This is a genomic window from Streptomyces coryli, from assembly GCF_011044975.1.
GTDB lineage: Bacteria > Actinomycetota > Actinomycetes > Streptomycetales > Streptomycetaceae > Streptomyces > Streptomyces coryli.
On record NZ_JAAKZV010000008.1, the window covers coordinates 17,002 to 39,150 of the forward strand.

18 protein-coding genes are annotated in these 22,149 nt (G+C 72.2%); 5 read left to right on the plus strand and 13 right to left on the minus strand.

The window, feature by feature from the left end:
* Positions 1 to 8 precede the first annotated feature (8 nt).
* Positions 9 to 1,295 (minus strand): phytase, encoded by a 1,287-nt coding sequence (locus tag G5C51_RS03790; RefSeq protein ID WP_240929364.1) that lies wholly within the window; start codon positions 1,293 to 1,295, stop codon positions 9 to 11.
* A 248-nt stretch (positions 1,296 to 1,543) separates the two neighbouring features.
* Here G5C51_RS03790 and phsA point away from each other — a divergent pair, with 248 nt between their 5' ends.
* From phsA to ggt, 3 genes are all read left to right on the plus strand, one after another.
* Positions 1,544 to 3,412: an O-aminophenol oxidase PhsA gene (gene phsA, locus G5C51_RS03795; protein WP_165231552.1), complete on the plus strand. Its 1,869-nt coding sequence runs from the start codon at positions 1,544 to 1,546 to the stop codon at positions 3,410 to 3,412.
* Positions 3,413 to 3,532: 120 nt separating this feature from the next.
* A complete protein-coding gene (locus G5C51_RS03800) occupies positions 3,533 to 4,189 on the plus strand; it encodes a M15 family metallopeptidase (protein WP_338118005.1) in 657 nt (218 codons plus the stop codon).
* A 63-nt stretch (positions 4,190 to 4,252) separates the two neighbouring features.
* Positions 4,253 to 6,061 carry a gamma-glutamyltransferase gene (gene ggt / locus G5C51_RS03805; RefSeq protein WP_165231555.1) on the plus strand — a complete coding sequence of 603 codons (1,809 nt, stop codon included), beginning with the start codon at positions 4,253 to 4,255 and terminating at the stop codon, positions 6,059 to 6,061.
* Positions 6,062 to 6,096: 35 nt separating this feature from the next.
* On the opposite strand, the gene G5C51_RS03810 is transcribed toward ggt, so the two are convergent.
* Both G5C51_RS03810 and rpe read right to left on the minus strand, forming a co-directional pair.
* On the minus strand, positions 6,097 to 7,089 hold the full coding sequence (locus tag G5C51_RS03810) for a sugar-binding transcriptional regulator (protein WP_206313389.1): 993 nt from the start codon (positions 7,087 to 7,089) through the stop codon (positions 6,097 to 6,099).
* 174 nt (positions 7,090 to 7,263) lie between these two features.
* Positions 7,264 to 7,950 carry a ribulose-phosphate 3-epimerase gene (gene rpe / locus G5C51_RS03815; RefSeq protein WP_165231561.1) on the minus strand — a complete coding sequence of 229 codons (687 nt, stop codon included), beginning with the start codon at positions 7,948 to 7,950 and terminating at the stop codon, positions 7,264 to 7,266.
* Positions 7,951 to 8,172: 222 nt separating this feature from the next.
* Between rpe and G5C51_RS03820 the strand changes: the two genes are divergently transcribed.
* On the plus strand, positions 8,173 to 10,254 hold the full coding sequence (locus G5C51_RS03820; protein ID WP_240929365.1) for an MMPL family transporter: 2,082 nt from the start codon (positions 8,173 to 8,175) through the stop codon (positions 10,252 to 10,254).
* On the opposite strand, the gene G5C51_RS03825 is transcribed toward G5C51_RS03820, so the two are convergent.
* Together G5C51_RS03825 and fmt are read right to left on the minus strand one after the other, a co-directional pair.
* A complete protein-coding gene (locus tag G5C51_RS03825) occupies positions 10,251 to 11,681 on the minus strand; it encodes a transcription antitermination factor NusB (protein ID WP_165231567.1) in 1,431 nt (476 codons plus the stop codon). The two genes, G5C51_RS03820 and G5C51_RS03825, sit on opposite strands and share 4 nt — an antisense overlap.
* 28 nt (positions 11,682 to 11,709) lie before the next feature.
* Positions 11,710 to 12,612, minus strand: coding sequence for a methionyl-tRNA formyltransferase (fmt, locus tag G5C51_RS03830; protein WP_165231571.1), 903 nt, complete (start codon positions 12,610 to 12,612; stop codon positions 11,710 to 11,712).
* A 254-nt stretch (positions 12,613 to 12,866) separates the two neighbouring features.
* Between fmt and G5C51_RS03835 the strand changes: the two genes are divergently transcribed.
* A complete protein-coding gene (locus G5C51_RS03835; RefSeq protein ID WP_165231574.1) occupies positions 12,867 to 13,463 on the plus strand; it encodes a hypothetical protein in 597 nt (198 codons plus the stop codon).
* A gap of 225 nt (positions 13,464 to 13,688) precedes the next feature.
* On the opposite strand, the gene G5C51_RS03840 is transcribed toward G5C51_RS03835, so the two are convergent.
* From G5C51_RS03840 to G5C51_RS03875, 8 genes are all read right to left on the minus strand, one after another.
* Positions 13,689 to 15,836 carry a primosomal protein N' gene (locus tag G5C51_RS03840; RefSeq protein WP_165231577.1) on the minus strand — a complete coding sequence of 716 codons (2,148 nt, stop codon included), beginning with the start codon at positions 15,834 to 15,836 and terminating at the stop codon, positions 13,689 to 13,691.
* Between the two features lie 103 nt (positions 15,837 to 15,939).
* Positions 15,940 to 17,148 carry a methionine adenosyltransferase gene (gene metK / locus G5C51_RS03845; RefSeq protein ID WP_165231580.1) on the minus strand — a complete coding sequence of 403 codons (1,209 nt, stop codon included), beginning with the start codon at positions 17,146 to 17,148 and terminating at the stop codon, positions 15,940 to 15,942.
* Positions 17,149 to 17,319: 171 nt separating this feature from the next.
* On the minus strand, positions 17,320 to 18,576 hold the full coding sequence (gene coaBC, locus G5C51_RS03850) for a bifunctional phosphopantothenoylcysteine decarboxylase/phosphopantothenate--cysteine ligase CoaBC (RefSeq protein ID WP_165231583.1): 1,257 nt from the start codon (positions 18,574 to 18,576) through the stop codon (positions 17,320 to 17,322).
* A gap of 110 nt (positions 18,577 to 18,686) precedes the next feature.
* Positions 18,687 to 18,947, minus strand: a complete 261-nt coding sequence (gene rpoZ, locus G5C51_RS03855; RefSeq protein WP_419993404.1) for a DNA-directed RNA polymerase subunit omega — start codon at positions 18,945 to 18,947, stop codon at positions 18,687 to 18,689.
* A 40-nt stretch (positions 18,948 to 18,987) separates the two neighbouring features.
* On the minus strand, positions 18,988 to 19,548 hold the full coding sequence (gene gmk, locus G5C51_RS03860) for a guanylate kinase (protein ID WP_165231589.1): 561 nt from the start codon (positions 19,546 to 19,548) through the stop codon (positions 18,988 to 18,990).
* A gap of 50 nt (positions 19,549 to 19,598) precedes the next feature.
* On the minus strand, positions 19,599 to 19,922 hold the full coding sequence (locus G5C51_RS03865) for an integration host factor (protein ID WP_093712873.1): 324 nt from the start codon (positions 19,920 to 19,922) through the stop codon (positions 19,599 to 19,601).
* 195 nt (positions 19,923 to 20,117) lie between these two features.
* Positions 20,118 to 20,966: an orotidine-5'-phosphate decarboxylase gene (gene pyrF / locus G5C51_RS03870; RefSeq protein ID WP_165231591.1), complete on the minus strand. Its 849-nt coding sequence runs from the start codon at positions 20,964 to 20,966 to the stop codon at positions 20,118 to 20,120.
* Entirely contained in the window at positions 20,963 to 22,087 is a 1,125-nt protein-coding gene (locus G5C51_RS03875) for a quinone-dependent dihydroorotate dehydrogenase (RefSeq protein ID WP_165231594.1), read from the minus strand. Before G5C51_RS03875 ends, pyrF begins: the two co-directional genes overlap by 4 nt.
* Positions 22,088 to 22,149: the final 62 nt, after the last annotated feature.

A 22,149-nucleotide genomic window follows, 5' to 3' on the forward strand; every position in this document is an offset into this window, starting at 1 on the left:
TCCTTACGTCAGTCCACGTCGCGCGGGTCGAACGACTCGGTGTCGACCGTCAGCGGCTCGGGGAACGCGCCCGCCACGGCATCCCACCGGACGAACTTGAAGTTCGTGCCGGCCCGGTCGCCGTCGGCGGGCGTGGCCTCGCCGTCATGGGTGACCAGCAGCCCCTTGGGGAAGCGGCTGCCCACCGGGACGTTGACCACGGTGGACCCGTCGGAGTGCTGCACCCCGTCGGTGGCGCCGTCGGCGACCTCGAAGGAGCCGACGTAGCCGTTACGGCCCTCGCGCCGGTACACGGCGAAGGCGTCGTCACCCTGGCTGGACGCGAGCACATACCCGGCGCCGTCCGCCGCGTGATAGACGGTCACACCCTCCGCGTCCGCACTCAGGTGCTCACCGCCGTAGCCGGGGTCGTTCCCGCTGTCGAGGACGCACTCCTCCGCCGTGGCGTCGTACGTCCACGGAACGCCGTACTCGCGCACCTTGTCGACCAGCGCGGGCCGCTCGAACTCCGCGTCGTCGAGATCGATCCGCCACAGGCCGACGGCCTCCTGCGCGGCATACAGCACACCCTCCTCCTGATCGAAGGCCATGCCCTCGACCTGCGGCCGCTCGCCCGGATCCGCGCACGGCGTCCAGCTCTTGCCGTTCGGGAGCCGGAAGCCGGCCGGCAGATCGACGGAGTCCTCGGCCGCGTAACCGACGCGCCCGCCGCGGTCCTTGAGCCGCAGCAGCCGCAGCTTCGTCTCCTCGCGCTGCGATACGGCCACGTGGGCGCCGCCGTCGCCGTCGCCGAGGACGGTCAGCCCGTACGCGGTGCGCTGCTCGTCCACCTGCGCCTCGTCGGCGGCGAACACGGGCGCCACGGCGGGATCGGTGACGTCCTTCAGCGGCGGCTTCCCGGCCGCGACGGCCGCCGGATCGATGGCGTAGGCGCGGATACGGTCGCGGCCGCGGTCGCTGACGACGGCCAGGTCGGTCTCCTTTCCGCCGAGTTCGAATCCGTAGACGATGTCGACGTTGTTGAAGCGCCCGGGCGCGGCGTCCGCACCCGGGGCCTCGGGGGCGGCTATGTGCTGCAGCCGGCCGCCGCCGAGCCGGTGGACGTCGAGACCCGCCTCCTTCAGCGTGCCGATGACGATGCTGCGGCCGGGGTTGTCCGGATCCACCCACACCGCCGGGTCGTCGGCGTCGGCGTTGCCGCCCGCCTCGTCGTCGTACACCGCGGGCGTCTCGACGGACGCGGTGACGGACACCGGGGCGGCGGGGCCGGCCGTCAGGGCCAGGGCGGTGGTCATCGCAGTCAGGGTGCTGAAAGCGAGAATGCTCACGTTGCTCCTCATTAGGGATGGGGTCGCCGGAGAAGCTAAGGACGGCGGACGAAGGCATACGGACGTTGTCATGAACGCGATGTGAACCTTCACGGCTGAACCAGCCGTTGCCAAACCTCCCCGTCCGGATTGCCGCGTTCCTGCAACTTTGATCAGGGCGCCGGGAGTCTTCTGCGCAAGGGGAAAAGAAACCAGAACACGGGGGGTGTTCGGTCTTGACCGACATCATCGAAAGGATCACCGGGCAGACGGAAGCGGCGCAGCCGCTCGCCACCGGCGAGCTCACGCCGTACGTGGCCAAGCTGCCCGTCCCGCCGGTCGTGCGGCCGCAGTCGGACGACGCGCTCAAGGAGACGGAGATCGCCCTGCGCCCGGCCTGGGTGCGCCTGCACCCGCAGCTGCCGCCGACCCTGATGTGGGGGTACGAGGGCCAAGTTCCGGGCCCGACCATCGAGGTGTGGCGGGGGCAGCGGGTCCGCATCGCCTGGACCAACCGGATCCCGGCGGACGGCGAATACCCGGTCACGTCGGTGGAGGTGCCGCGGCGCCCGCAGGGCGCGCCGCCGGCGAGCACCGAGCCGGGCCGCGAGGGCGTCGAGCCCAACAAGGACGTCGCCGCCCTGCCGCCGTGGTCGGTGACCCACCTGCACGGCGCGCAGACCGGCGGCGGCAACGACGGCTGGGCGGACAACGCGGTCGGCTACGGGGACGCGCAGCTGGCGGAGTACCCGAACGAGCACCAGGCGGTGCAGTGGTGGTACCACGACCACGCCATGAACATCACGCGCTGGAATGTGATGGCGGGCCTGTACGGCACCTACCTGGTCCGCGACGACGAGGAGGAGTCGCTCGGCCTGCCGTGCGGCGAGCGGGAGATCCCGCTGCTGCTCGCCGACCGCAACCTCGACACCGACGAGGACGGGCGGCTCAACGGCCGGCTGCTGCACAAGACGGTGATCGTGGACCCGGCGAACCAGGAGACGGGCAAGCCGGTCTCGCTGCCGTTCACCGGCCCGTACACCACGGTCAACGGCCGGATCTGGCCGTACGCGCACGTGGCCGACGGCTGGTACCGCTTCCGGCTGGTCAACGCCTCGAACGCGCGCGTCTACGATCTCGTCCTGGTCGACGAGGACAACAACCCGGTCCCGGGCATCGTCCACCAGATCGGCAGCGACGGCGGCCTGCTGCCGCGCCCGGTCCCGGTGGACTTCGCCGGCGCGCTGCCCACGCTGACCGCGGCGCCGGCCGAGCGCTTCGACCTGCTGGTGGACTTCCGCGGCCTGGCGGGCCGCAAGCTGCGCCTGGTCAACAAGGGCCGCAACCAGCCGCCGGGGGTGCCCGACCCGGTGGGCGACGTGCGCTATCCGGCGGTCATGGAGTTCCGGGTCTACGAGAGCGGCGAGACCGACGGCTTCGAGCTGCCGGAGGTGCTCTCCGGCTCGTTCCGGCCGCTGACGCACGACGTCGGGCACGGCCACCGGCTGATCGTCCTCACCCCGCCCGCCACCAAGGGCGCCGGCGGGCACCCGGAGATCTGGGAGATGGCGGAGGTCGAGGACCCGAGCGGGATCGCCTTCCCGGCCGAGGGCGTCATCCAGGTCACCGGCAGGGATGGCGTCACCAAGACGTACCGGCGCACCGCCCGCACCTTCAACGACGGGCTCGGCTTCACCATCGCCGAGGGCAGCCACGAGCAGTGGAGCTTCCTGAACCTGTCGCCGGTCCGCCACCCGATGCACGTCCACCTGGCGGACTTCCAGCTGCTGGGCCGCGACGGGTACGACGCGTCCGGGTTCGACCCGGCGGCGGGTGGCACCAGCAAGCCGGTCGCGTATACGAGGGACGTCCCGCTGGCGCCCAATGAGCGCGGCTACAAGGACGTCTTCCTGGTGCCGGGGCCGCAAATGCTGCGCGTCATGGGGAAGTTCGACGGCGCGTACGGCCGCTTCATGTACCACTGCCACTTCCTGGAGCACGAGGACATGGGCATGATGCGGCCCTTCGTCGTCATGCCGCCCGAGGCCCTGAAGTTCGACCACGGCGGCCCGCACGGCGGCCACGGCGAGGGCAGCACGGGCTGAGCCACCCACCGGGTCCGGATGCCCGCCCCGCGCCGACGGCTCGGGGCGGGCATGCGGCTTTACGTGTGAATCTGCAGGTCACAGGCGGTGATCGCGGTCACGAGCGGTTAGGTACTCAAGGTGCCATTCACTGCGCTCACCGCCTCCGCCGCCGCCCTGCTCGCCCTCGGCCTCGCCACGCCCGCCGCGGCCGCCGCCGACCCGGACCCCGACGGCGTCGAGGCCAAGGTCTCCCGCGTGACCGCCGCCCAGCTCGGCGCCTCGCACCACGACGGCTGCCCGGTGCCGCCCGACCGGCTGCGGAAGATCGAGATGAACCACTGGGGCTTCGACGGCAAGGTCCACCGCGGCACCATGGTGGTGCGCGACGACATGGTGAAGCCGGTCACCGCGGTCTTCGAGGCGGCCTTCGACGCCCGCTTCCCGATCCGCAAGATGCGCCCGGCGTCCGAGTACGGCGGCAGCGACGAGAAGGCCATGGCCGACGACAACACCTCGGCCTTCAACTGCCGCCAGGTCACCGGCGTCCCCGGTCGCATGTCGCAGCACTCGTACGGCAACGCGGTGGACATCAACCCGCTGGAGAACCCGTACGTGGACGCGAACGGCGTCATCCACCCGCCCGCCTCCCGCGGCTACCTCGACCGCGGCCAGGACAAGCCGGGCATGATCAAGTACGGCGACGCCGTCTGGTCGGCGATGCGCGCGCAGGGCTGGCTGTGGGGCGGCCGCTGGCACCACCCGGACTACCAGCACTTCTCCAGCAACGGCGGCTGACCCAACTCGCGGGCCATTAGGCCCCCTTGGGCATTGGAGCGTTTGCTGTCAGGATCGGATGCCATGCGACTGACCGTCCGCCTCTCCGGTCCCGTGGCCCTCACCGCAGCGCTCGCCACCCTCGCCGTATCGGCACCACCGGCGGCGTACGCCGCGGACCCGCCCGCCAAGACCCCGACCGCGGTCGGCCACGGCGGGGCGGTGTCCAGCGTCGACGCGGACGCCACGGCGGCCGGCATCGAGGTGCTGCGCAAGGGCGGCAACGCGGTGGACGCCGCCGTCGCCACCGCCGCCGCGCTCGGCGTCACCGAGCCGTATTCGGCTGGCGTCGGAGGCGGCGGCTACCTCGTCTTCTACGACGCGCGCAGCGGCAAGGTCCGTACGCTCGACGGCCGCGAAACGGCCCCGCGGACGGCCGGCGCGGACTACTTCCTCGAGGACGGCAAGCCGATCCCGTTCGCCGAGGCAGTGACCAGCGGCCTGTCCGTCGGCACCCCGGGCACGCCCGCCACCTGGGAGAACGCCCTGCGCCGCTGGGGCACGCTGCGCCTCGGCGCGGCGCTGAAGCCGGCCGAGCGGCTGGCCGACCGCGGCTTCACCGTGGACGAGACCTTCCGGCAGCAGACCGCGTCCAACGAGAAGCGCTTCCGCGCCTTCCCCGCCAGCCGCGAGCTGTTCCTGCCCGGCGGCGAACTGCCGGTGGTGGGCAGCACCCTGCGGAACCCGGACCTGGCGGACACGTATCGCGAGCTGGCGAGGAAGGGCACCCGGGCGCTCTACGCGGGCGAGCTGGGCGAGGACGTCGTACGCACCGTCCGCAAGCCGCCCGTCGACCCGGCCTCGGACCTGGCCGTACGGAAGGGGCAGCTGACCGCGGACGACCTGCGCCGCTACCGCGCGCTGGAGCAGCGCCCGTCCCACCTGGACTACCGGGGCCTGGACGTCTACGGCATGGCGCCGTCGTCCTCCGGCGGCACGACGGTCGGCGAGGCGCTGAACATCCTGGAGTCCACGGATGTCCGGGACCTGTCCGGGACGCAGTATCTGCACCGCTTCCTGGAGGCTTCGCGGATCGCCTTCGCCGACCGCAACCGCTGGGTCGGCGACCCGCGCTTCGAGGACGTCCCGACGCGCGAGCTGCTGTCGCAGCGGTACGCGGACTCCCGGGCCTGCCTCATCTCCCCGGACAAGGCCCTGACCAGCCCGCTGGCCCCGGGCGACCCCCGTAACCCCGGGGACGGCTGCGAGGCCTCCGGCAAGGCGGTGCCCGAGAACCGCGAGGGCCTGAGCACGACGAGCCTCACCGCCTCCGACAAATGGGGCAACGTGGTGGCGTACACCCTCACCATCGAGTCCACCGGCGGCAGCGGCGTCACCGTCCCGGGCCGCGGCTTCCTGCTCAACAACGAGCTGACGGACTTCAACTTCATCCCGGTGACCCCGGGCGTCCCCGACCCGAACCTGCCGGGGCCCGGCAAGCGCCCGCGCTCGTCGATGGCACCGACGATCGCGGTGCAGGACGGCAAGCCGCTGCTGGCGGCGGGTTCGCCGGGCGGGGCGACGATCATCACGACGGTGCTGCAGATCCTGCTGGGCCGCATCGACCGCGACCTGTCCCTGCCGGAGGCCCTGGCCGCCCCACGGGCAAGCCAGCGCAACGCGGCGGTCACCCAGGCAGAGCCGGGCTTCCTGGCGCTGCCGGAGCGGGAGCGCCTGGAGGCGCTGGGGCATGCGTTCACGTCAACGCCGGAAATCGGCGCGGCGGCGGCGCTGGAGCGGCTGCCGGACGGTCGGTGGCTGGCAGCGGCGGAGCCGGTACGGCGAGGGGGCGGGTCGGCGGCGGTGACGCATCCCAGCCCGTCCGGCGCTTGAGGACATCGACGCGGAGCGTCGATTCGGCCGCAGCCTCAGAGCTCGTCCGGATCCGCCCGCTCGAGGGCCGGCCGCGGCCCCGCATGCGTCTCGTGGAGCAGGAAGTCCGCGGCGGCGGTGTCCGTGACCAGCGAGGTCACCAGACCCGAGCGCAGCACCGCACCGATCGCCCCGGCCTTCCGCCGCCCACCGGCGATCGCGACGACCTCGGGGATGCGCCGCAGCCGGTCGGCCTCGACCGTGATGCAGCGCTCGCCGAGGTCGCGGCCGATCCGCCGCCCCTCGGCGTCGAAGAGGTGCGCCGACATCTCAGCCGCGGCGCCGAGCGACGCGTAATGCTCCCGCTCCTCCTCGCTGAGCATGTCGTGCACGGTGGAGATCCCCGGCTCCCACGAGCCGATGGACACCGCCGCGACCGTGACCTTGTCGAAGTACTCGAAGGCCCGGGCGACCCCGGTCTGGCTGCGCAGCGCATTGGCCGTGGCCACATCGGGCAGCAGCATCGGCGCATAGATCGGGTGCGCCTCGCCCCCGGCGACCTCGGCCGCCCGCCGCACCGCCTCCACGGACCCCCGCTCCGCGGTGCCCGCGTCGTACACGCCGGTCAGCTGCACCACCGTGCACGGCGGCAGCCTCCGCAGCGCCGTGGCCATATTGATCGTGGAGCGCCCCCACGCGAGCCCCAGCACATCGCCCTCGGTGACCAGCTCGCCGAGCAGGTCAGCGGCTACGGCGCCGAGGTTCTCCGGATCGTGGTGATCCGTCACCGCGCCATCGGCCGGCGACTCCACCACCACCGCGTGCCGCAGCCCGTACCGCGCCCGCAGCGCGTCGGAGCGTTCGGCGTCGAGCTCGGCGGGGACCCGGATCTCGATGCGCACCAGGTCCCGCTCGAGCGCGGTCTCCAGCACCCGCGCCACCTTGAAGCGGCTGACCCCGAACTCCTCCGCGATCTGAATCTTGGACTTGCCCTCGAGGTAGAAGCGGCGAGCCATGGCCGCCGCCTGCACCAGCTCCGCGGGTCCCATCCGCGCAGCTGTCCGGCCCGTCGACACCGCGATCTCCTTACCGTTTTCGACGACTGAAGCTGTCGCGCCCGGCCTCGATCCGCGCGAGCGCTTGCCGTCGCCGTTCATCCTGTCAGAAGCGGGGCCCGGCGTTCAGCCCCTGGCCTCGGCTTTTGCGTGCGTGAGTATGAATGCTCAGTGTCCACAGGCCCAAGAAGCGGCGGCGGTGGCCTCCTCGGCCTGCCGCCGCAGCCCCTGGACGGCCGCCGCCGGGTCCTCCTTGCCGTAGACCGCGGAGCCCGCGACGAAGACGTCGGCGCCCGCCTCCGCGCATCGCTCGATCGTGTCGGCGGAGACGCCGCCGTCCACCTGCAGCCACATCTCCAGGCCGTGCTTGCCGATCAGCTCCCGGGTGCGGCGGATCTTCGGCAGCATGATGTCCAGGAAGGCCTGACCACCGAAACCCGGCTCCACGGTCATCACCAGCAGCATGTCGAGCTCGGGGAGCAGATCCTCGTACGGCTCGATGGGGGTGGCGGGCTTGAGCGCCATCGAGGCGCGGGCGCCCTTGGCGCGGATCTCGCGCGCGAGCCGTACGGGCGCGGCTGCCGCCTCGACGTGGAAGGTGACAGAACCGGCGCCCGCGTCGACGTAGGCCGGGGCCCAGCGGTCGGGGTCCTCGATCATCAGATGGCAGTCCAGCGGCGTGTCCGTCGCTTTGCGCAGGGACTCTACGACCGGTACCCCGAGGGTGAGGTTCGGGACGAAGTGGTTGTCCATGACGTCGACGTGCAGCCAGTCGGCGCCTTCCACCGCCTTGGCCTCCTCGGCGAGGCGGGCGAAGTCGGCGGACAGGATGCTGGGGCTGATCTGGGCGGCCATGACCTCAAGCCTGCCATGTGACAGGGGGTGATGCGGCGGCGGTACCCGTCCGGTACGTGATCATCCGCTTTCCGGGCCGTCAGGCGGAGGCGGATTGTCAGTCCCCCATGCCATGCTTTCGCCCCATACGAAGGTCCGTAAGCGATTTTGGGGGCGCTTATGTCGGACGGTAAGGGGCGGGGGGTCGCGTGGCTTGTATGCGGCCGCCGCTCGAAATGGCTGATGCTGGTCTTATGGGTGGGGGTGCTCTTCGCGCTCGGTCCGCTGGCGCAGAAGCTGACGGACGCACAGGACAATCAGACGGTCAACTGGCTGCCCAAGGAAGCCGAGTCCACGCAGGTGCTGCGGGAGTCGGAGGAGTTCCGTCCCGAGCAGATGCCGACCGTGATCGTGTATGCCCGCGAGGCGGGTCTCACGGACGCCGACCGGTCGCGCATCGAGGAGGACCTGGCCGGGCTGCGCACGCTGAGCGAGAACGGCCTGCGCGGCAAGGAAACGCCCGACCCGCAGTACGAGAAACGCGGCACCCCGCGGGCGGCGCAGGTCATCGTGCCGATGACCACGGGTGAGGACGCCTGGAAGCGGATCGTCCCGGCGGTGGACGACATCAAGGAGAAGGTCGGCGAGAGCGAGGGCGGGCTGACCGTCCATGTCACCGGACCCGGTGGGGCCAACGCCGACTTCGCCGAGGGCTTCGAAGGCATCGACTCCACGCTGCTGATCGCCGCGATGAGCGTGGTCATCATCATGCTGCTGCTGACGTACCGCAGCCCCACGCTGCTCTTCGTGCCACTGATATCGGTGGTGGTGGCGCTCACCGCGTCGCAGGCGATCGTCTATCTGCTCGCGGAGCACGCGGGCCTGACGGTGAACGGGCAGAGCGCGGGCATCCTCACGGTCCTGGTCTTCGGGGCCGGGACCGACTATGCGCTGCTGCTCGTCGCGCGCTATCGCGAGGAGCTGCGCCGGCACGAGGACCGGCATGAGGCGATGGCCCTGGCCCTGCACCGCGCGGGCCCTGCGGTGCTCGCCTCGGGTGCCACGGTGGTGGCGGCGATGATGGTGCTGATGGCCGCCGACATGAGCTCCACGGCGAGCCTCGGCCCGGTGCTGGCGATCGGCGTCGGCGTGGCGGTGCTCGCGCTGATGACGCTCTTCCCGGCGCTGCTGGTGATCGTCGGCCGGTGGATCTTCTGGCCGGTGCGGCCGGACTTCGGCTCGGCCGAGCCGACGGCGCGCGGCTTCTGGGCCCGTACGGGCAACCGCATCTCGCACCGCCCGCGGACGGTGTGGGTCGTGGGGGCGCTGGGGCTGGCGGCCCTGTCGCTGGGGCTGATGCAGCTGAAGGCGTCCGGGCTGAGCTATGAGGACTCGTTCACCAGCCGCCCCGATTCGATCAAGGGCGCCGAGGTGCAGGCGCGGTACTTCCCGGCGGGTGGCGGCGATCCCCTGGTGATCACCGCGAAGGCGGATTCCGCCGACCAGGTGAAGGCGGCCGTGGCCGGCACCCGGGGCGTGGCGGACGAACCGGTGGCCACGCCGCGCGGCATGGACCCGGTGCACAACGGCCGCGTCTATCTGGAGGCCACCCTCGCCGACAACCCGAGCGGCACCGCCGCGAAGGACACGGTCGACCGGCTGCGGGGTGAGCTGGACGAAGTCACCGGCGCGGATGCGCGGGTGGGCGGCACGACGGCGGCGATCGTCGATATGGACACGGCAGTCGCCCGTGACGACCGGGTGATCATCCCGCTGGTTCTGGTGGCGGTGTTCATCATTCTGCTGATCCTGCTGCGGGCGGTGGTCGCGCCGCTGATGCTGATGGCCACAGTGGTGTTGTCGTTCGCGGCCGCGCTGGGCATCTCCGCGCTCTTCTTCCGCCATGTCTTCGGCTTCGCGGGAGAGGACACGGCCTTCCCACTCCTGGTCTTCGTGTTCCTGGTGGCGCTGGGCATCGACTACAACATCTTCCTGGCCACCCGAATACGCGAGGAGGCGATCCGCAAGGGCACCGCCCAGGGCGCCCTCACGGGCCTGGCGGCCACCGGTGGCGTGATCACCTCGGCCGGCCTGGTGCTGGCGGGCACCTTCGCGGCGTTCGCCACGATCCCGATGGTGTCGTTCGCGGAGATCGGCTTCGCGGTGGCGGTGGGCGTCCTCCTGGACACCTTCATCGTCCGCTCGATGCTGGTCACGGCCCTGTTCCTGGATCTGGGCAAGCGCAGCTGGTGGCCGAGCGAACTGTCCAAGCGAGAGGAGGAGCAGCCGGCGGAGGAGGCCCGGGAGACCTCCCGCGCGGGCTAGCCGACCCGGCGCAGCACGGCGAGGTACATCGCGTCCGTGCCGTGCAGATGCGGCCACAACTGAACATCAGGCCCGTCCCCGAGCTCGGGCACACCCGGCATCAGCGGCCGGGCGTCGATGAGTTCGGCGGGCGGGGCGGCCTTGCTGCCGCCCGCCTTCAGGACGTCGTCGACGACGGCCCGGGTCTCGGCCAGATGCGGCGAGCAGGTGGCGTATCCGACGACGCCGCCGGGCCGTACCGACCGCAGCGCCTCGGTGAGCAGCGCGCGCTGCAGCGACGCGAAGCCGTCGAGGTCCTCCGGGCGGCGCCGCCACCGTGCCTCGGGCCGCCGCCGCAGCGCGCCGAGACCGGTGCACGGCACGTCCACCAGGACGCGGTCGAAGCTGCCCGGCTGCCAGGCGGGCCGGGTGCCATCGGCCGTAATGACCTCGTACGGGCCGGGGTTGCCGGCCAGCGCCCGCGCGACCAGCCGCGCCCGGTGCGGCTGCTTCTCGGCGGCGAGCAGCGCGGCGCCGCGCTGCGCGGCCAGCGCCGCCAGCAGCGCCGCCTTGCCGCCGGGACCGGCACAGCCGTCGAGCCAGCGCTCGTCGGGCCCGTCCAGCGGCGCGTTGGCCAGGGCGAGGGCGACCAGCTGGCTGCCCTCGTCCTGCACTCCCGCGCGCCCGTCGCGCACCGCGTCCAGGGCGCCCGGCTCACCGCCCTCGGCGAGCCGGACGGCGTACGGCGACCAGCGCCCCGGCTCCGTCTCCTCGGTGGTCAGCTCCTCGACGGTGGACCGCCCAGGACGCGCCACGAGCGTCACCTCGGGCCGCTCGTTGTCCGCCGCCAGCAGCTTCTCGATGCCCGCGCGCCCGCCGCCGAGCGCGTCCCACAGCGCGGAGACGATCCACCGGGGGTGCGAGTGCACGGCGGCGAGGTGATCCTCCGGGTCCTCGTCGTACGGCGGCGCGACGTCTTCGAGCCAGGTCTCGAGGTCCTTGGCGGCGATCCGCCGCAGCACGGCGTTGACGAACTTCGCCCGCCCGTCGCCGAGCACCACCCGCGCCAGCTCGACGGTAGCCGACACCGCGGCATGGGTGGGAATCCGCGTCCCCAGCAGCTGATGCGCCCCCAGGCTCAGCACATCCAGCACCGGCGGATCGACCTCGCGCAGCGGCCGGTCGATGCAGGCCGCGACGATCCGGTCGTACGTGCCCTGATGCCGCAGCGTCCCGTAGACCAGCTCGGTCGCCAGCGCGGCGTCCCGCCCGTCGAAGTCCCCGCGCTCCCGCGCCTTGGCGAGCAGCGGCGGCAGCACCAGATTCGCGTACGCGTCCCGCTCGTCCACCGCCCGCAGCGCGTCGAAGGCGAGGATCCGCACCGGATCCTTCTTCGGCCTCCGGTACTGCTTGGCGGGACTGCGGTTGGCGCGCGGACGATCGCTCACGTGAAAGGTGCTCCGGAATCAGCAGGAATTACCCCTGCCAGCCTACGTCCGCCGCCAGCATCGGCCGCTTCCCCTGCGCCTGCACCCACTGCAGCTCAACGGCGTGCGATCCGGTGCCCACATGCACCGACTTCTTCCCCACGGCGAGCTCCCCGGGCGCCAGCCCGTCCCGCTCGGCATCGGGCACCACCGACCGCACCTTGAGCCGCTCGCCCCGGAACACCGTCCACGCCCCCGGCGCGGGCGCGCACCCGCGCACCACCCGGTCCACCCGCAGCGCCGGCGCCGTCCAGTCGATCTGCGCGTCCGCCACCTCGATCTTCGGTGCGAGCGTCACGCCCTCGTCCGGCTGCGGCCGCGCCTGCAGCGTGCCGTCCTCGATGCCGTCCATCGTCGCGGCCAGCAGCCCGGACCCGGCGAAGGCGAGCCTGGTCAGCAGGTCGCCGCTGGTGTCCGTCGGCCGGATCGCCTCCGTCACCACCCCGTACACCGGACCGGAGTCGAGCCCCTCCTCGATCTGGAAGGTGGAGGCCCCGGTCATCTCGTCCCCGGCGAGGATCGAGTGCTGCACGGGAGCGGCGCCGCGCCACGCGGGCAGCAGCGAGAAGTGCAGGTTCACCCATCCGTGCGCCGGGATGTCGAGCGCGACCTTCGGCAGCAGCGCCCCGTACGCCACCACCGGGCAGCAGTCCGGGGCGATCTCGCGCAGCCGGGCGAGGAAGTCCTCCTCCCGCGGCCGCCCCGGCTTGAGCACCTCGATGCCCTCTTCCGCCGCCCGCTCGGCCACCGGGCTCGCCACCATCCGCCGCCCGCGCCCCGCGGGCGCGTCGGGTCGGGTGACCACGGCGACGACCTCGTGCCGCGGCGAGGCGATCAGGGCGTCGAGGGCGGGTACGGCAACCTCGGGCGTGCCGGCGAAGACGAGCCTCATCAGGGGCGTGTCACCTTTCGGGGGACGTGCGGCGGAGCGGGGCCAGTCTAAGGCGCGTACGCAGGGGCGTACGCATGACGTCAACGCGCTGCGGACAACTGTCCGCACGCCCCCGAAGCGTGACCGTGTGCGCACTGCCGCGTTGTCTAGTGAGATTGACGGATTCGGGGACAGCGCGACGCGTACGGCTCGGGACGAGGCCGCCGCCGGGTTGTCCCCGCTACGACTTCGACGCCGGTTCGAGAGGCTCTTTCATGGCCGACCACGCAACGCACGACGCCCAGGCACGGGCCAGCCTGCAGCTCCTGGTGAGGGATATCGAGCGGGTCCGCCGACAGGTGGATGCGCTGCGCACCCTGACCGCCCAGCTCGGCAATGTCTACAGGCCGCGGCGCACGGGCCCGTCCACGGGCTTCGTCGTTTACGGCCGGGCGCCCGCGCCCACAGTGCGGCTCGCGCAGGAGCTGCGGGACAGCGTGGAGACGCTGGTGACAGCCGCCGTGGACTTCGACCGTTCCCTCGGCTTCTCCTGGGACGCGGTGGGCTCCGCGCTGGGGGTCACCAAGCAGGCAGTGCACCGCCGGTACGGCGCCCGCCGCGGCACGGCGCAGCAGAGCGCCGAGACCGCAGCGCATGTGACGCCCGCTCCGGGCACCGCCGCGCCGCGGGCGCTGCCGGTCGTACCCGCAGCGCGTCCGGCTCCGAGCGAGGGCGCCACGGCACCGTCCCCGCTGCACGACCGGGGCGAGCGCAGCCCGGCCCCCTCTCCCCTGCACGACCGCGGCGACCGCGGCCCGGCCCCCTCCCCGCTGCACGACCGCAGCGAGGTCGGCGCAGCGCAGAAGTACTGAGCGCCACCACACACGACCCGGTTGGCCAACCCGCAGGCTAAGAGCCTGTGATGAAGCCCTCGCCGCACCGGCGGGAGCCTCATCACAGGCTCTTAGCCGCTCTCGGCGGCGTAAGCCGACATCCGCCGGGTCAGCCGACATCCGCCGGGTCAGCCGACATCCGCCGGATCAGCCGACATCCGCCGGATCAGCCGATACCCGCCGACTCAGCCGATACCCGCCGACTCAGCCGATATCCGCCGGATCCACCCGCACCCGCACCGGCGCCTGATCCCCCCTGGCCATCCGCGCCGCGACCGCCGTCTTCACCGCCGCCGCCAGCGCGGCCCCCCGCCCGGGCGGCACCCGCAGCAGCACCCGCTCCCAGCCGTCCGCACCGTCCGTTACGGGCCTGGGCCCCCGCCGCCCGCCGGGCGGTCCCGGCGGCGCCACCGGCACCGGACCCAGCACATCCGCCTCCTCCGGCAGCTGCACCGCCGGCACGAACTCCCGTACCGCCGCGGCCGGTCCGGCCACCGCGATCATGCGCGACACCGGCGGGAAGCCCAGCTCCGCCCGCTCCGCGAGCTCGCGGGCCGCGAAGCCCGCCGGGTCCCAGCGCACCAGCGCCTGCACCGGCCGCTGCGCCGGATCGGCGACGATCACGACCGTGCCCCCCTCGGCCTGCCCGCGGACCAGCGCGGCCGCGTCCAGCCAGCGCCGCAGCGCCTCCTCCCCGGCGCGCAGGTCGGGGCGCGAGAGCAGCGCCCAGCCGTCCAGCAGCAGGGCCGCCGCATAGCCGCCCTCGGCCACGGGCTCGGCCCCCGGCGTGCTCACCACGAGCGCCGGCTCGCCGGCGACCCGCTCCAGCACATGCTCCCGCCCGGACGTCCGCACCGGCACCTCGGGAAAGGCCCGGCCCAACTCCTCAGCGGTCCGCCGCGCGCCGACGATCTGCGCCCGCAGCCGCGTCGAACCGCACTCCACGCACGAGTAATCCGCGACGGTGTCACCGCACCACCCGCACCGCAGCGCCTCACCGCTCCCCGGACTCTCCAGCGGGCCCGCGCACTTGCGGCACCTCGCCGGCGTCCGGCACCGCTCGCACGCCAGCCGCGGCGCATACCCCCGGCGCGGCACCTGCACCAGCACCGGACCGAGCTTGAGCCCTTCGCGGACCGCCTGCCACGCCACCGTCGGCAGCCGCGCGGCCCGCGCCGCCGCGTCCCGCGCCTGATCGTTCTCCCCCACGGTCCGTACGACAGGAGCGGCCGCCCGCACCACGTCACGCGCCGCCTCGACCGGCCGCGCCCACCCGGTCTCCACCAGCTGCGCCGCCTCCACGGTCCGCGAATGCGCGCCCAGCAGAAAGCCGCACTTCTCATGCGCCGCCCGCAGCAGCAGCACCTCGCGCGCATGCGGCTGCGGCGCATGCTGCTCGCTGTGGCTGCCGTCCCCGTCGTCCCAGATCGCTACGAGCCCCAGCCGCCGCACCGGCGCGAACATCGCCGCCCGGGTGCCGACCACCGCCCGCACGGCCCCGCGATTGATGGACAGCCACCGCCGATACCGCTCCTCGGGCCCGCTCTCGGCGGCGAGCAGCACATGCTGCCCCTCCCCCACCAGCGCCTTCAGCGCGGAGTCCACCCGGGCAGCGGCCCGCCCGTCCGGTACGACGACGAGCGCCCCGCGCCCCGAAGCCAGCGTGGCGGCGACGGCCCGCGCGATCTCATCCGGCCAATGCGGCCCGGGAAGTGCGTCCCAGACGGCCCGCGGCGCATCCCCCCGCGCCAGCGCCTGCAGAAAGGACGCCCCGTCCCCGTACCGCCCCCAGGGCCCGACCGGGTCCTCGGGCGCCGGCGGCAGCGCGGGCGGCGCCGGGCTCTCCTCGCCCTCCGCCTTGGCCCGCCGCGGCGGCACGGCCAGCTGCACCACATCGGCAAGCGACCCGGCATAGCGATCGGCAACGGCCCGGCACAGACCGAGCAGTTCGGGACCCAGCACCACCTCGGGCGACAGCACCTGCGCGAGCCGCGCCAGCGGCCCCCCGTAATCGCTCTCGGCAAGCCGCTCGACGATGAACCCGTCGTGCAGCTCCCCGCCTTCACGCCGCCCCTTGACGACCCGCGCCCCGAACCGCACCCGCACCCGCACCCCGGGCTGCGCCTCGGCGTCCATGTCGGCGGGCACCGCATAGTCGAAATACCGGTCGAGGTGCGTCAGCCCCTTGTCGACCAGCACCCGCGCCACGGGCAACTCCGCGGCCAGCGGCGCCCCCCGCCACGTCCGCGGCTTGGCCCGCGGCTTCTTGGCCTCCCGCACGGTCTCGCGAATCAGCGCAAGCTGCTCGCCTCCCGGTGGGGAGGTGTCGGGCTCGTCGTCTGCGCTGCTCACGTATCCGTTCTACCGGATGGGAGTGACAGTCCGCGCACGCGGGCGCCCCGGCACCTGTTCGAGGCAGGTACCGGGGCGCCCGGTGCGTACGAAGCTCTGCGGACTACAGGCCGGAAGCCTTCCGCAGCGCGTCCGTGCGGTCCGTCTTCTCCCAGGTGAAGTCCGGGTGCTCGCGGCCGAAGTGGCCGTAAGCCGCGGTCTCGGAGTAGATCGGGCGCAGCAGGTGCAGGTCGCGGATGATCGCGGCCGGGCGGAGGTCGAAGACCTCGGAGATGGCCTGCTCGATCTTCTCCGGCTCCACCGTGGCGGTGCCGAAGGTCTCGACGAAGAGGCCGACCGGCTCGGCCTTGCCGATCGCGTAGGCGACCTGGACCTCGCAGCGGGCGGCGAGGCCGGCCGCGACGACGTTCTTGGCGACCCAGCGCATCGCGTACGCCGCGGAGCGGTCGACCTTGGACGGGTCCTTGCCGGAGAAGGCGCCGCCGCCGTGCCGGGCCATGCCGCCGTACGTGTCGATGATGATCTTCCGGCCGGTCAGGCCCGCGTCGCCCATCGGGCCGCCGACCTCGAAGCGGCCGGTGGGGTTGACCAGCAGCCGGTAGCCCTCGGTGTCGAGCTTGATGCCGTCCTCGAGCAGCGCGGCCAGCTCCGGCTCCACCACGAACTCGCGGATGTCGGGGGCGAGCAGCGAGTCCAGGTCGATGTCCGAGGCGTGCTGGGACGAGACGACGACGGTGTCCAGGCGGACCGCCTTGTCGCCGTTGTACTCGATGGTGACCTGGGTCTTGCCGTCGGGGCGCAGGTAGGGGATGGTCCCGTTCTTCCGGACCTCCGACAGCCGCTTGGACAGCCGGTGCGCCAGGTGGATCGGCAGCGGCATCAGCGACGGCGTCTCGTCGGTCGCGTAACCGAACATCAGGCCCTGGTCGCCCGCGCCCTGCTTGTCGAGCTCGTCCTCGTCGCCCTCGACGCGCTTCTCGTACGCCGTGTCGACGCCCTGCGCGATGTCGGGGGACTGCGAGCCGATGGACACCGAGACGCCACAGGAGGCGCCGTCGAAGCCCTTCTTCGACGAGTCGTAGCCGATCTCGAGGATCTTCGAGCGCACGAGGGTGGCGATGTCGGCATACGCCGTCGTCGTGACCTCTCCGGCCACATGCACCTGACCGGTGGTGATCAGCGTCTCGACCGCGACGCGGGACGCGGGGTCCTGCTGCAGGAGGGCGTCGAGGATGGTGTCGCTGATCTGGTCAGCGATCTTGTCGGGGTGACCTTCGGTCACGGACTCCGAAGTGAAAAGACGGCGGGACACATCGCTCCCTGGGTTGCAGCGGCTGCTGGCTATCAATAGTGGACCGTATCCCGGGAGAGCTCCCCCGAGGCCGATCCGGGCACAGTTTATCTGCCGGAATCCCCGTGGCCACAACCACGTCTCGATCTGTGGATGGCGTGTGACCTGGGGATCTTCCGGTTCACGCGATATTCATCGACCGTTCTGCGCTGGAGTGTCGGCTTCCGGGCCGCGCTGCAGCCGGGTGGCCACCAGGTCCCAGACGGTGTCCGCGAGGGACTCCTTGGGCCCGTACGGGACCGGCGTCTCGGAGCCGTCGGCGCCGAGGACGACGGCCTCGTTGTCCGCCGAGCCGAAGGTCTTCTTCTCCCCGACCTCATTGACGACCAGCAGGTCACAGCGCTTGCGGGCCAGCTTGGCGCGGCCGTTCGCCAGCACGTCGTCGGTCTCGGCGGCGAAGCCGACGACCACCTGGCCCTCGCGGGCCCGCTCGGCGGAGATCTCGGCGAGGATGTCGGGATTACGGGTCAGCCGGACCGGGTCCGGCTCCTGGCCGTCCTTCTTCTTGATCTTCCCGGCGCGGTATACGGCCGGGCGGAAATCGGCCACCGCCGCCGCCATCACCACGGCGTCGGCGTCCGCGGCCGCCTTCACCATCGCCTCGCGCAGCTGCAGCGCGGTCCCGACCCGGACGACGTCCGCGCCGGCCGGGACCGGCAGATCGGTGTTGGCGGCGACCAGGGTGACCTGGGCGCCGCGGGCGAGGGCGGTACGGGCGAGGGCGAAGCCCTGCTTGCCGGTGGAGCGGTTGCCGAGGTAGCGGACCGGGTCGAGCGGCTCGCGGGTGCCGCCGGCGCTGATCACGATGCGGCGGCCGATGAGGTCCTGGGCCAGGCCTGAGGCGCCGCGGGCCAGCACCCGGCGGGCGACCTCGAAGATCTCCTCCGGCTCCGGGAGCCGGCCCTTGCCGGTGTCCACGCCGGTGAGGCGGCCGACCGCGGGCTCGATGACGATGGCACCGCGGGAGCGGAGGATGGCCACATTGGTCTGGGTGGCGGGGTGCTCCCACATCTCGGTGTGCATCGCCGGGGCGAAGACGACCGGGCAGGTGGCCGTGAGCAGGGTGTTCGTCAGCAGGTCGTCGGCGAGGCCGAGGGCGGCCTTGGCGAGCATGTCGGCGGTGGCGGGGGCGACGATCACCAGGTCGGCGGAGCGGCCGATGCGGACGTGCGGGACCTCGTGGACGTTCTCCCACACCTCGGTGGCGGCCGGCTTGCCGGAGAGCGCGGACCAGGTGGCCTCGCCGACGAAGTGCAGGGCGGACGCGGTGGGCACCACCTGCACGTCGTGGCCGGACTCGGTGAGTCTGCGCAGCAGCTCGCACGCCTTGTAGGCAGCGATGCCGCCGCTCACCCCGAGCACGACCTTCGGCTTGGCTGTCTGGGTCACGTCTGGGTCCCCACCCTTCCGGTCAAACGATTCTGTACTCCCCCATCACACACCACGGGCCCGGCAGGTGCGCTGCCGGGCCCGGGAAAACGTTCTGTGCGGCGTACTGCTCAGGTCGCCGGGGCCTCCACGGCCTCGGAGGTGAGCAGGCCGGCGTTGATCTCGCGCAGGGCGATCGAGAGCGGCTTCTCGTGCACGTGGGTGTCGACGAGCGGGCCGACGTACTCAAGCAGACCCTCGCCGAGCTGCGAGTAGTACGCGTTGATCTGGCGCGCACGCTTGGCGGCGTAGATCACCAGGCTGTACTTCGAGTCGGTGGCCTCGAGCAGCTCGTCGATGGGCGGGTTAATGATGCCCTCGGGCGCGTTCATAGGAGAGGACAACTCTCAGGCCTTCCGTAAATGATCATGATCAGTCTGAAACCTGCATCAAGGCTAGCAGCTCGCGCGCAACATCCTCGACGGAGGTATTGACAAGCGTGGAGTCGAACTCACTCTCCGCCGCCAGCTCGGTCTTCGCGGCCTCGAGCCGCCGCTCGATCACCTCGGGCGGCTCGGTGCCGCGCCCGGTCAGCCGTCGGACCAGCTCGTCCCAGCTGGGCGGGGCCAGGAAGACCAGCTGCGCGTCGGGCATCGACTGGCGGACCAGCCGGGCGCCCTGCAGGTCGATCTCCAGCAGTACCGGCTCACCGTTCTCCAGCCGCTCCTGCACCGCCTTGCGCGGGGTGCCGTAGCGGTTCCCGGAGAACTCCGCCCACTCGAGCAGATCGCCATTGGCGACCAGCTTGTCGAACTCCTCGTCGGAGACGAAGTAGTACTGCACGCCGTGCTTCTCACCCGGCCGCGGATGGCGGGTGGTCGCCGAGACGGAGAGCCAGACCTCGGGGTGGACCTTGCGCATATGAGCGACGACCGTGCTCTTGCCGACCCCGGAGGGGCCGGAGAGCACGGTCAGCCGCGGACGTTCACTCATGCAGCGATTATCCCGGTTCCCAGGAGTGCCATTGACAACTGGCACGGGAATCAGGCGCTGGCGCCGCCGAACTCACGCTCGAGCGACGCAATCTGGTTGGAGCCAAGGCCACGCACCCGGCGGCTCTCGGAGATGCCGAGCCGCTCCATGATCTGCTTGGCGCGGACCTTGCCCACGCCCGGGAGCGACTCCAGCAGGGCGGAGACCTTCATCTTGCCGATGACATCGTTCTCCTGGCCCTGCTTGATGACCTCGTGCAGGGAGGCGCCGGAGTGCTTCAGTCGATTCTTGACCTCGGCGCGCTCCCGGCGAGCCGCGGCGGCCTTCTCGAGCGCGGCTGCGCGCTGTTCAGGGGTAAGGGGCGGAAGAGCCACGCCTACGTCACCTCGGATGTCGAACTTGTCGGATACGGACCGGTGTGGAACCTAGTCGCCCCGCACCTGCGGAGCAACGAGCAACGCGCTGGTGCACGCGCTCTGAAAACGGAGACTAGCGGCCGAGTCCGCTCGAGTCAGCGAGAACAGCGGAAAAGTCCTGGTCAGACTGAGATTGCTTGGCAATTCGTACGCTTATTGACCGCTTTGTCCATACGCATCCCGTACCTCGTCGGCCAGACGTGCGGCAGCCGCACGCAGGCCGTTTACGTCCGGGCCATGGCTCAGCACCCCGCGACTGACGCTGGGGAGCACATTTCGGAGCGCGGCTCCGAAGACCCCGGGAAGGTCCGCGGGAGTCGCGCCCTGGGCACCGATGCCGGGGGCGAGGAGGGGTCCGTTGACGGCGAGGTCGACGCCCGCGTCGCCGAGCGTCGCGCCGACGACCGCGCCCACGGAGCCGAGCGGGTCCGCGCCGCGGTTCTCGGCGGCGATGTGGTCGAGCATCACCTGGGCGAGGACGCGGCCGTCCGCCGCCGTGGCGCGCTGCACCTCGGCGCCCTCCGGGTTGGAGGTGAGGCCGAGGACGAAGACGCCCGCCCCGGAGACGTGCGCGGCGTCCAGCGCCGGGCGCAGCGAGCCGAAGCCGAGATACGGGCTCACGGTCAGCGCGTCCGAGAACAGCGGGCTGTCCTTGTCCAGGAAGGCGGCCGCGTACGCGCCCATGGTGGAGCCGATGTCACCGCGCTTGGCGTCCATCAGCACCAGCGCCCCGGCGGCGCGGGCGTCGGCGACGGCGCGCTCCAGGACGGCGATGCCGCGGGAGCCGAAGCGCTCGAAGAAGGCGGACTGCGGCTTGAGCACGGCCGTACGGTCGGCGAGCGCCTCGACGACGGTGTGGGTGAACCGCTCCAGGCCCGCCACGTCGTCGTTCAGGCCCCACGCGGTCAGGAGCGAGGCATGCGGGTCGATGCCCACGCACAGCGGGCCGCGGGTGTCCATGGCGGCCCGCAGGCGGGTGCCGAAGGGCTCGATGGCGCTCATGCGTCCGTCCTCACGTCGGCGCCGACAGCGTCGGCGAGGGTGGCGTACGGGGAGTCGGCCAGCAGCTCGGCAAGGCCGCGGTGGAGCTTGCGGGGCCACAGCGGGCCCTCGTAGATGAAGGCGCTGTAGCCCTGGACGAGCGTGGCGCCGGCGAGGATGCGCTCCCAGGCGTCCGCGGCGGTCTCGATGCCGCCGGCGCCGATGAGGGTCACGCCGCGGTCGCCCACGCGCCCGTACAGCCGCCGCAGGACCTCCAGCGAGCGCGCCTTCAGCGGCGCCCCGGACAGGCCGCCGGCGCCGCAGGCCTCGACCTCGCCGGCGGGGGTCTGCAGGCCCTCGCGGGAGATGGTGGTGTTCGTCGCGATGATGCCGTCGAGGCCGAGCTCGACCGCGAGGTCTGCGACCTCGTCCACGTCCTCGTCGGCGAGGTCGGGAGCGATCTTCACCAGCAGCGGAACGCGGCGCGATGTCGTACGGTCCGCGGCCTCGCGGACAGCCGTCAGCAGCGGGCGGAGGTGCTCGACGGCCTGGAGGTTGCGCAGGCCAGGGGTGTTCGGGGAGGAGACGTTCACGACGAGGTAGTCGGCGTGCCCGGCGAGGCGCTCGGTGGAGGTGACGTAGTCCGCGATTGCCTCCGTTTCGGGGACCACCTTTGTCTTGCCGATGTTGACGCCGACGATCGCGTTCGGGCGGTACGGGGTGCGCTGCCCGGCCGTGCGGCGGGCCAGGCGGGCGGCCACGGCGGCCGAGCCGTCGTTGTTGAAGCCCATGCGGTTGATCAGCGCGCGGTCGGCCGGCAGCCGGAAGAGGCGCTTCTTCTCATTGCCGGGCTGCGGCTGCCCGGTGACGGTGCCGATCTCGACGAAGTCGAAGCCCAGCATGGTCAGCCCGTCGATGCCGACGGCGTTCTTGTCGAAGCCGGCGGCCAGGCCGAAGGGGCCGGGGAGGTCGAGCCCGAGCGCCTTGATCCGCAGCGACGGGTGCTTCGGGGCGGCGGTCAGCCGCACGCCGCCGCGCACCGCCGGGGTGGCGGCCGCGGTGCGGATGGCGTTGAAGGCCAGGTGGTGGGCCTTCTCCGGGTCCATCCGCTTGAAGCCGTACTTGAAGAGGAGGGGGTACATGCGGTCCTTCTTCCGGTACGGGCCCCGCCGGCGTGGATGGCCGGCGGGGCCCGTAAAGGCGG

Bases quoted from the DNA above. Each gene is read 5' to 3' on its own strand.
- G5C51_RS03810 (WP_206313389.1), bottom strand. From the start codon at position 7,089: ATGGGACCCGCGGAGCTGGTGCAGGCGGCGGCCATGGCTCGCCGCTTC.
- pyrF (WP_165231591.1), bottom strand. From the start codon at position 20,966: ATGAGCGCCATCGAGCCCTTCGGCACCCGCCTGCGGGCCGCCATGGAC.
- G5C51_RS03790 (WP_240929364.1), bottom strand. From the start codon at position 1,295: ATGACCACCGCCCTGGCCCTGACGGCCGGCCCCGCCGCCCCGGTGTCC.
- fmt (WP_165231571.1), bottom strand. From the start codon at position 12,612: ATGAGGCTCGTCTTCGCCGGCACGCCCGAGGTTGCCGTACCCGCCCTC.
- rpoZ (WP_419993404.1), bottom strand. From the start codon at position 18,947: ATGAACGCGCCCGAGGGCATCATTAACCCGCCCATCGACGAGCTGCTC.
- gmk (WP_165231589.1), bottom strand. From the start codon at position 19,548: ATGAGTGAACGTCCGCGGCTGACCGTGCTCTCCGGCCCCTCCGGGGTC.
- G5C51_RS03875 (WP_165231594.1), bottom strand. From the start codon at position 22,087: ATGTACCCCCTCCTCTTCAAGTACGGCTTCAAGCGGATGGACCCGGAG.
- ggt (WP_165231555.1), top strand. From the start codon at position 4,253: ATGCGACTGACCGTCCGCCTCTCCGGTCCCGTGGCCCTCACCGCAGCG.
- G5C51_RS03820 (WP_240929365.1), top strand. From the start codon at position 8,173: ATGCTGGTCTTATGGGTGGGGGTGCTCTTCGCGCTCGGTCCGCTGGCG.
- rpe (WP_165231561.1), bottom strand. From the start codon at position 7,950: ATGGCCGCCCAGATCAGCCCCAGCATCCTGTCCGCCGACTTCGCCCGC.
- G5C51_RS03835 (WP_165231574.1), top strand. From the start codon at position 12,867: ATGGCCGACCACGCAACGCACGACGCCCAGGCACGGGCCAGCCTGCAG.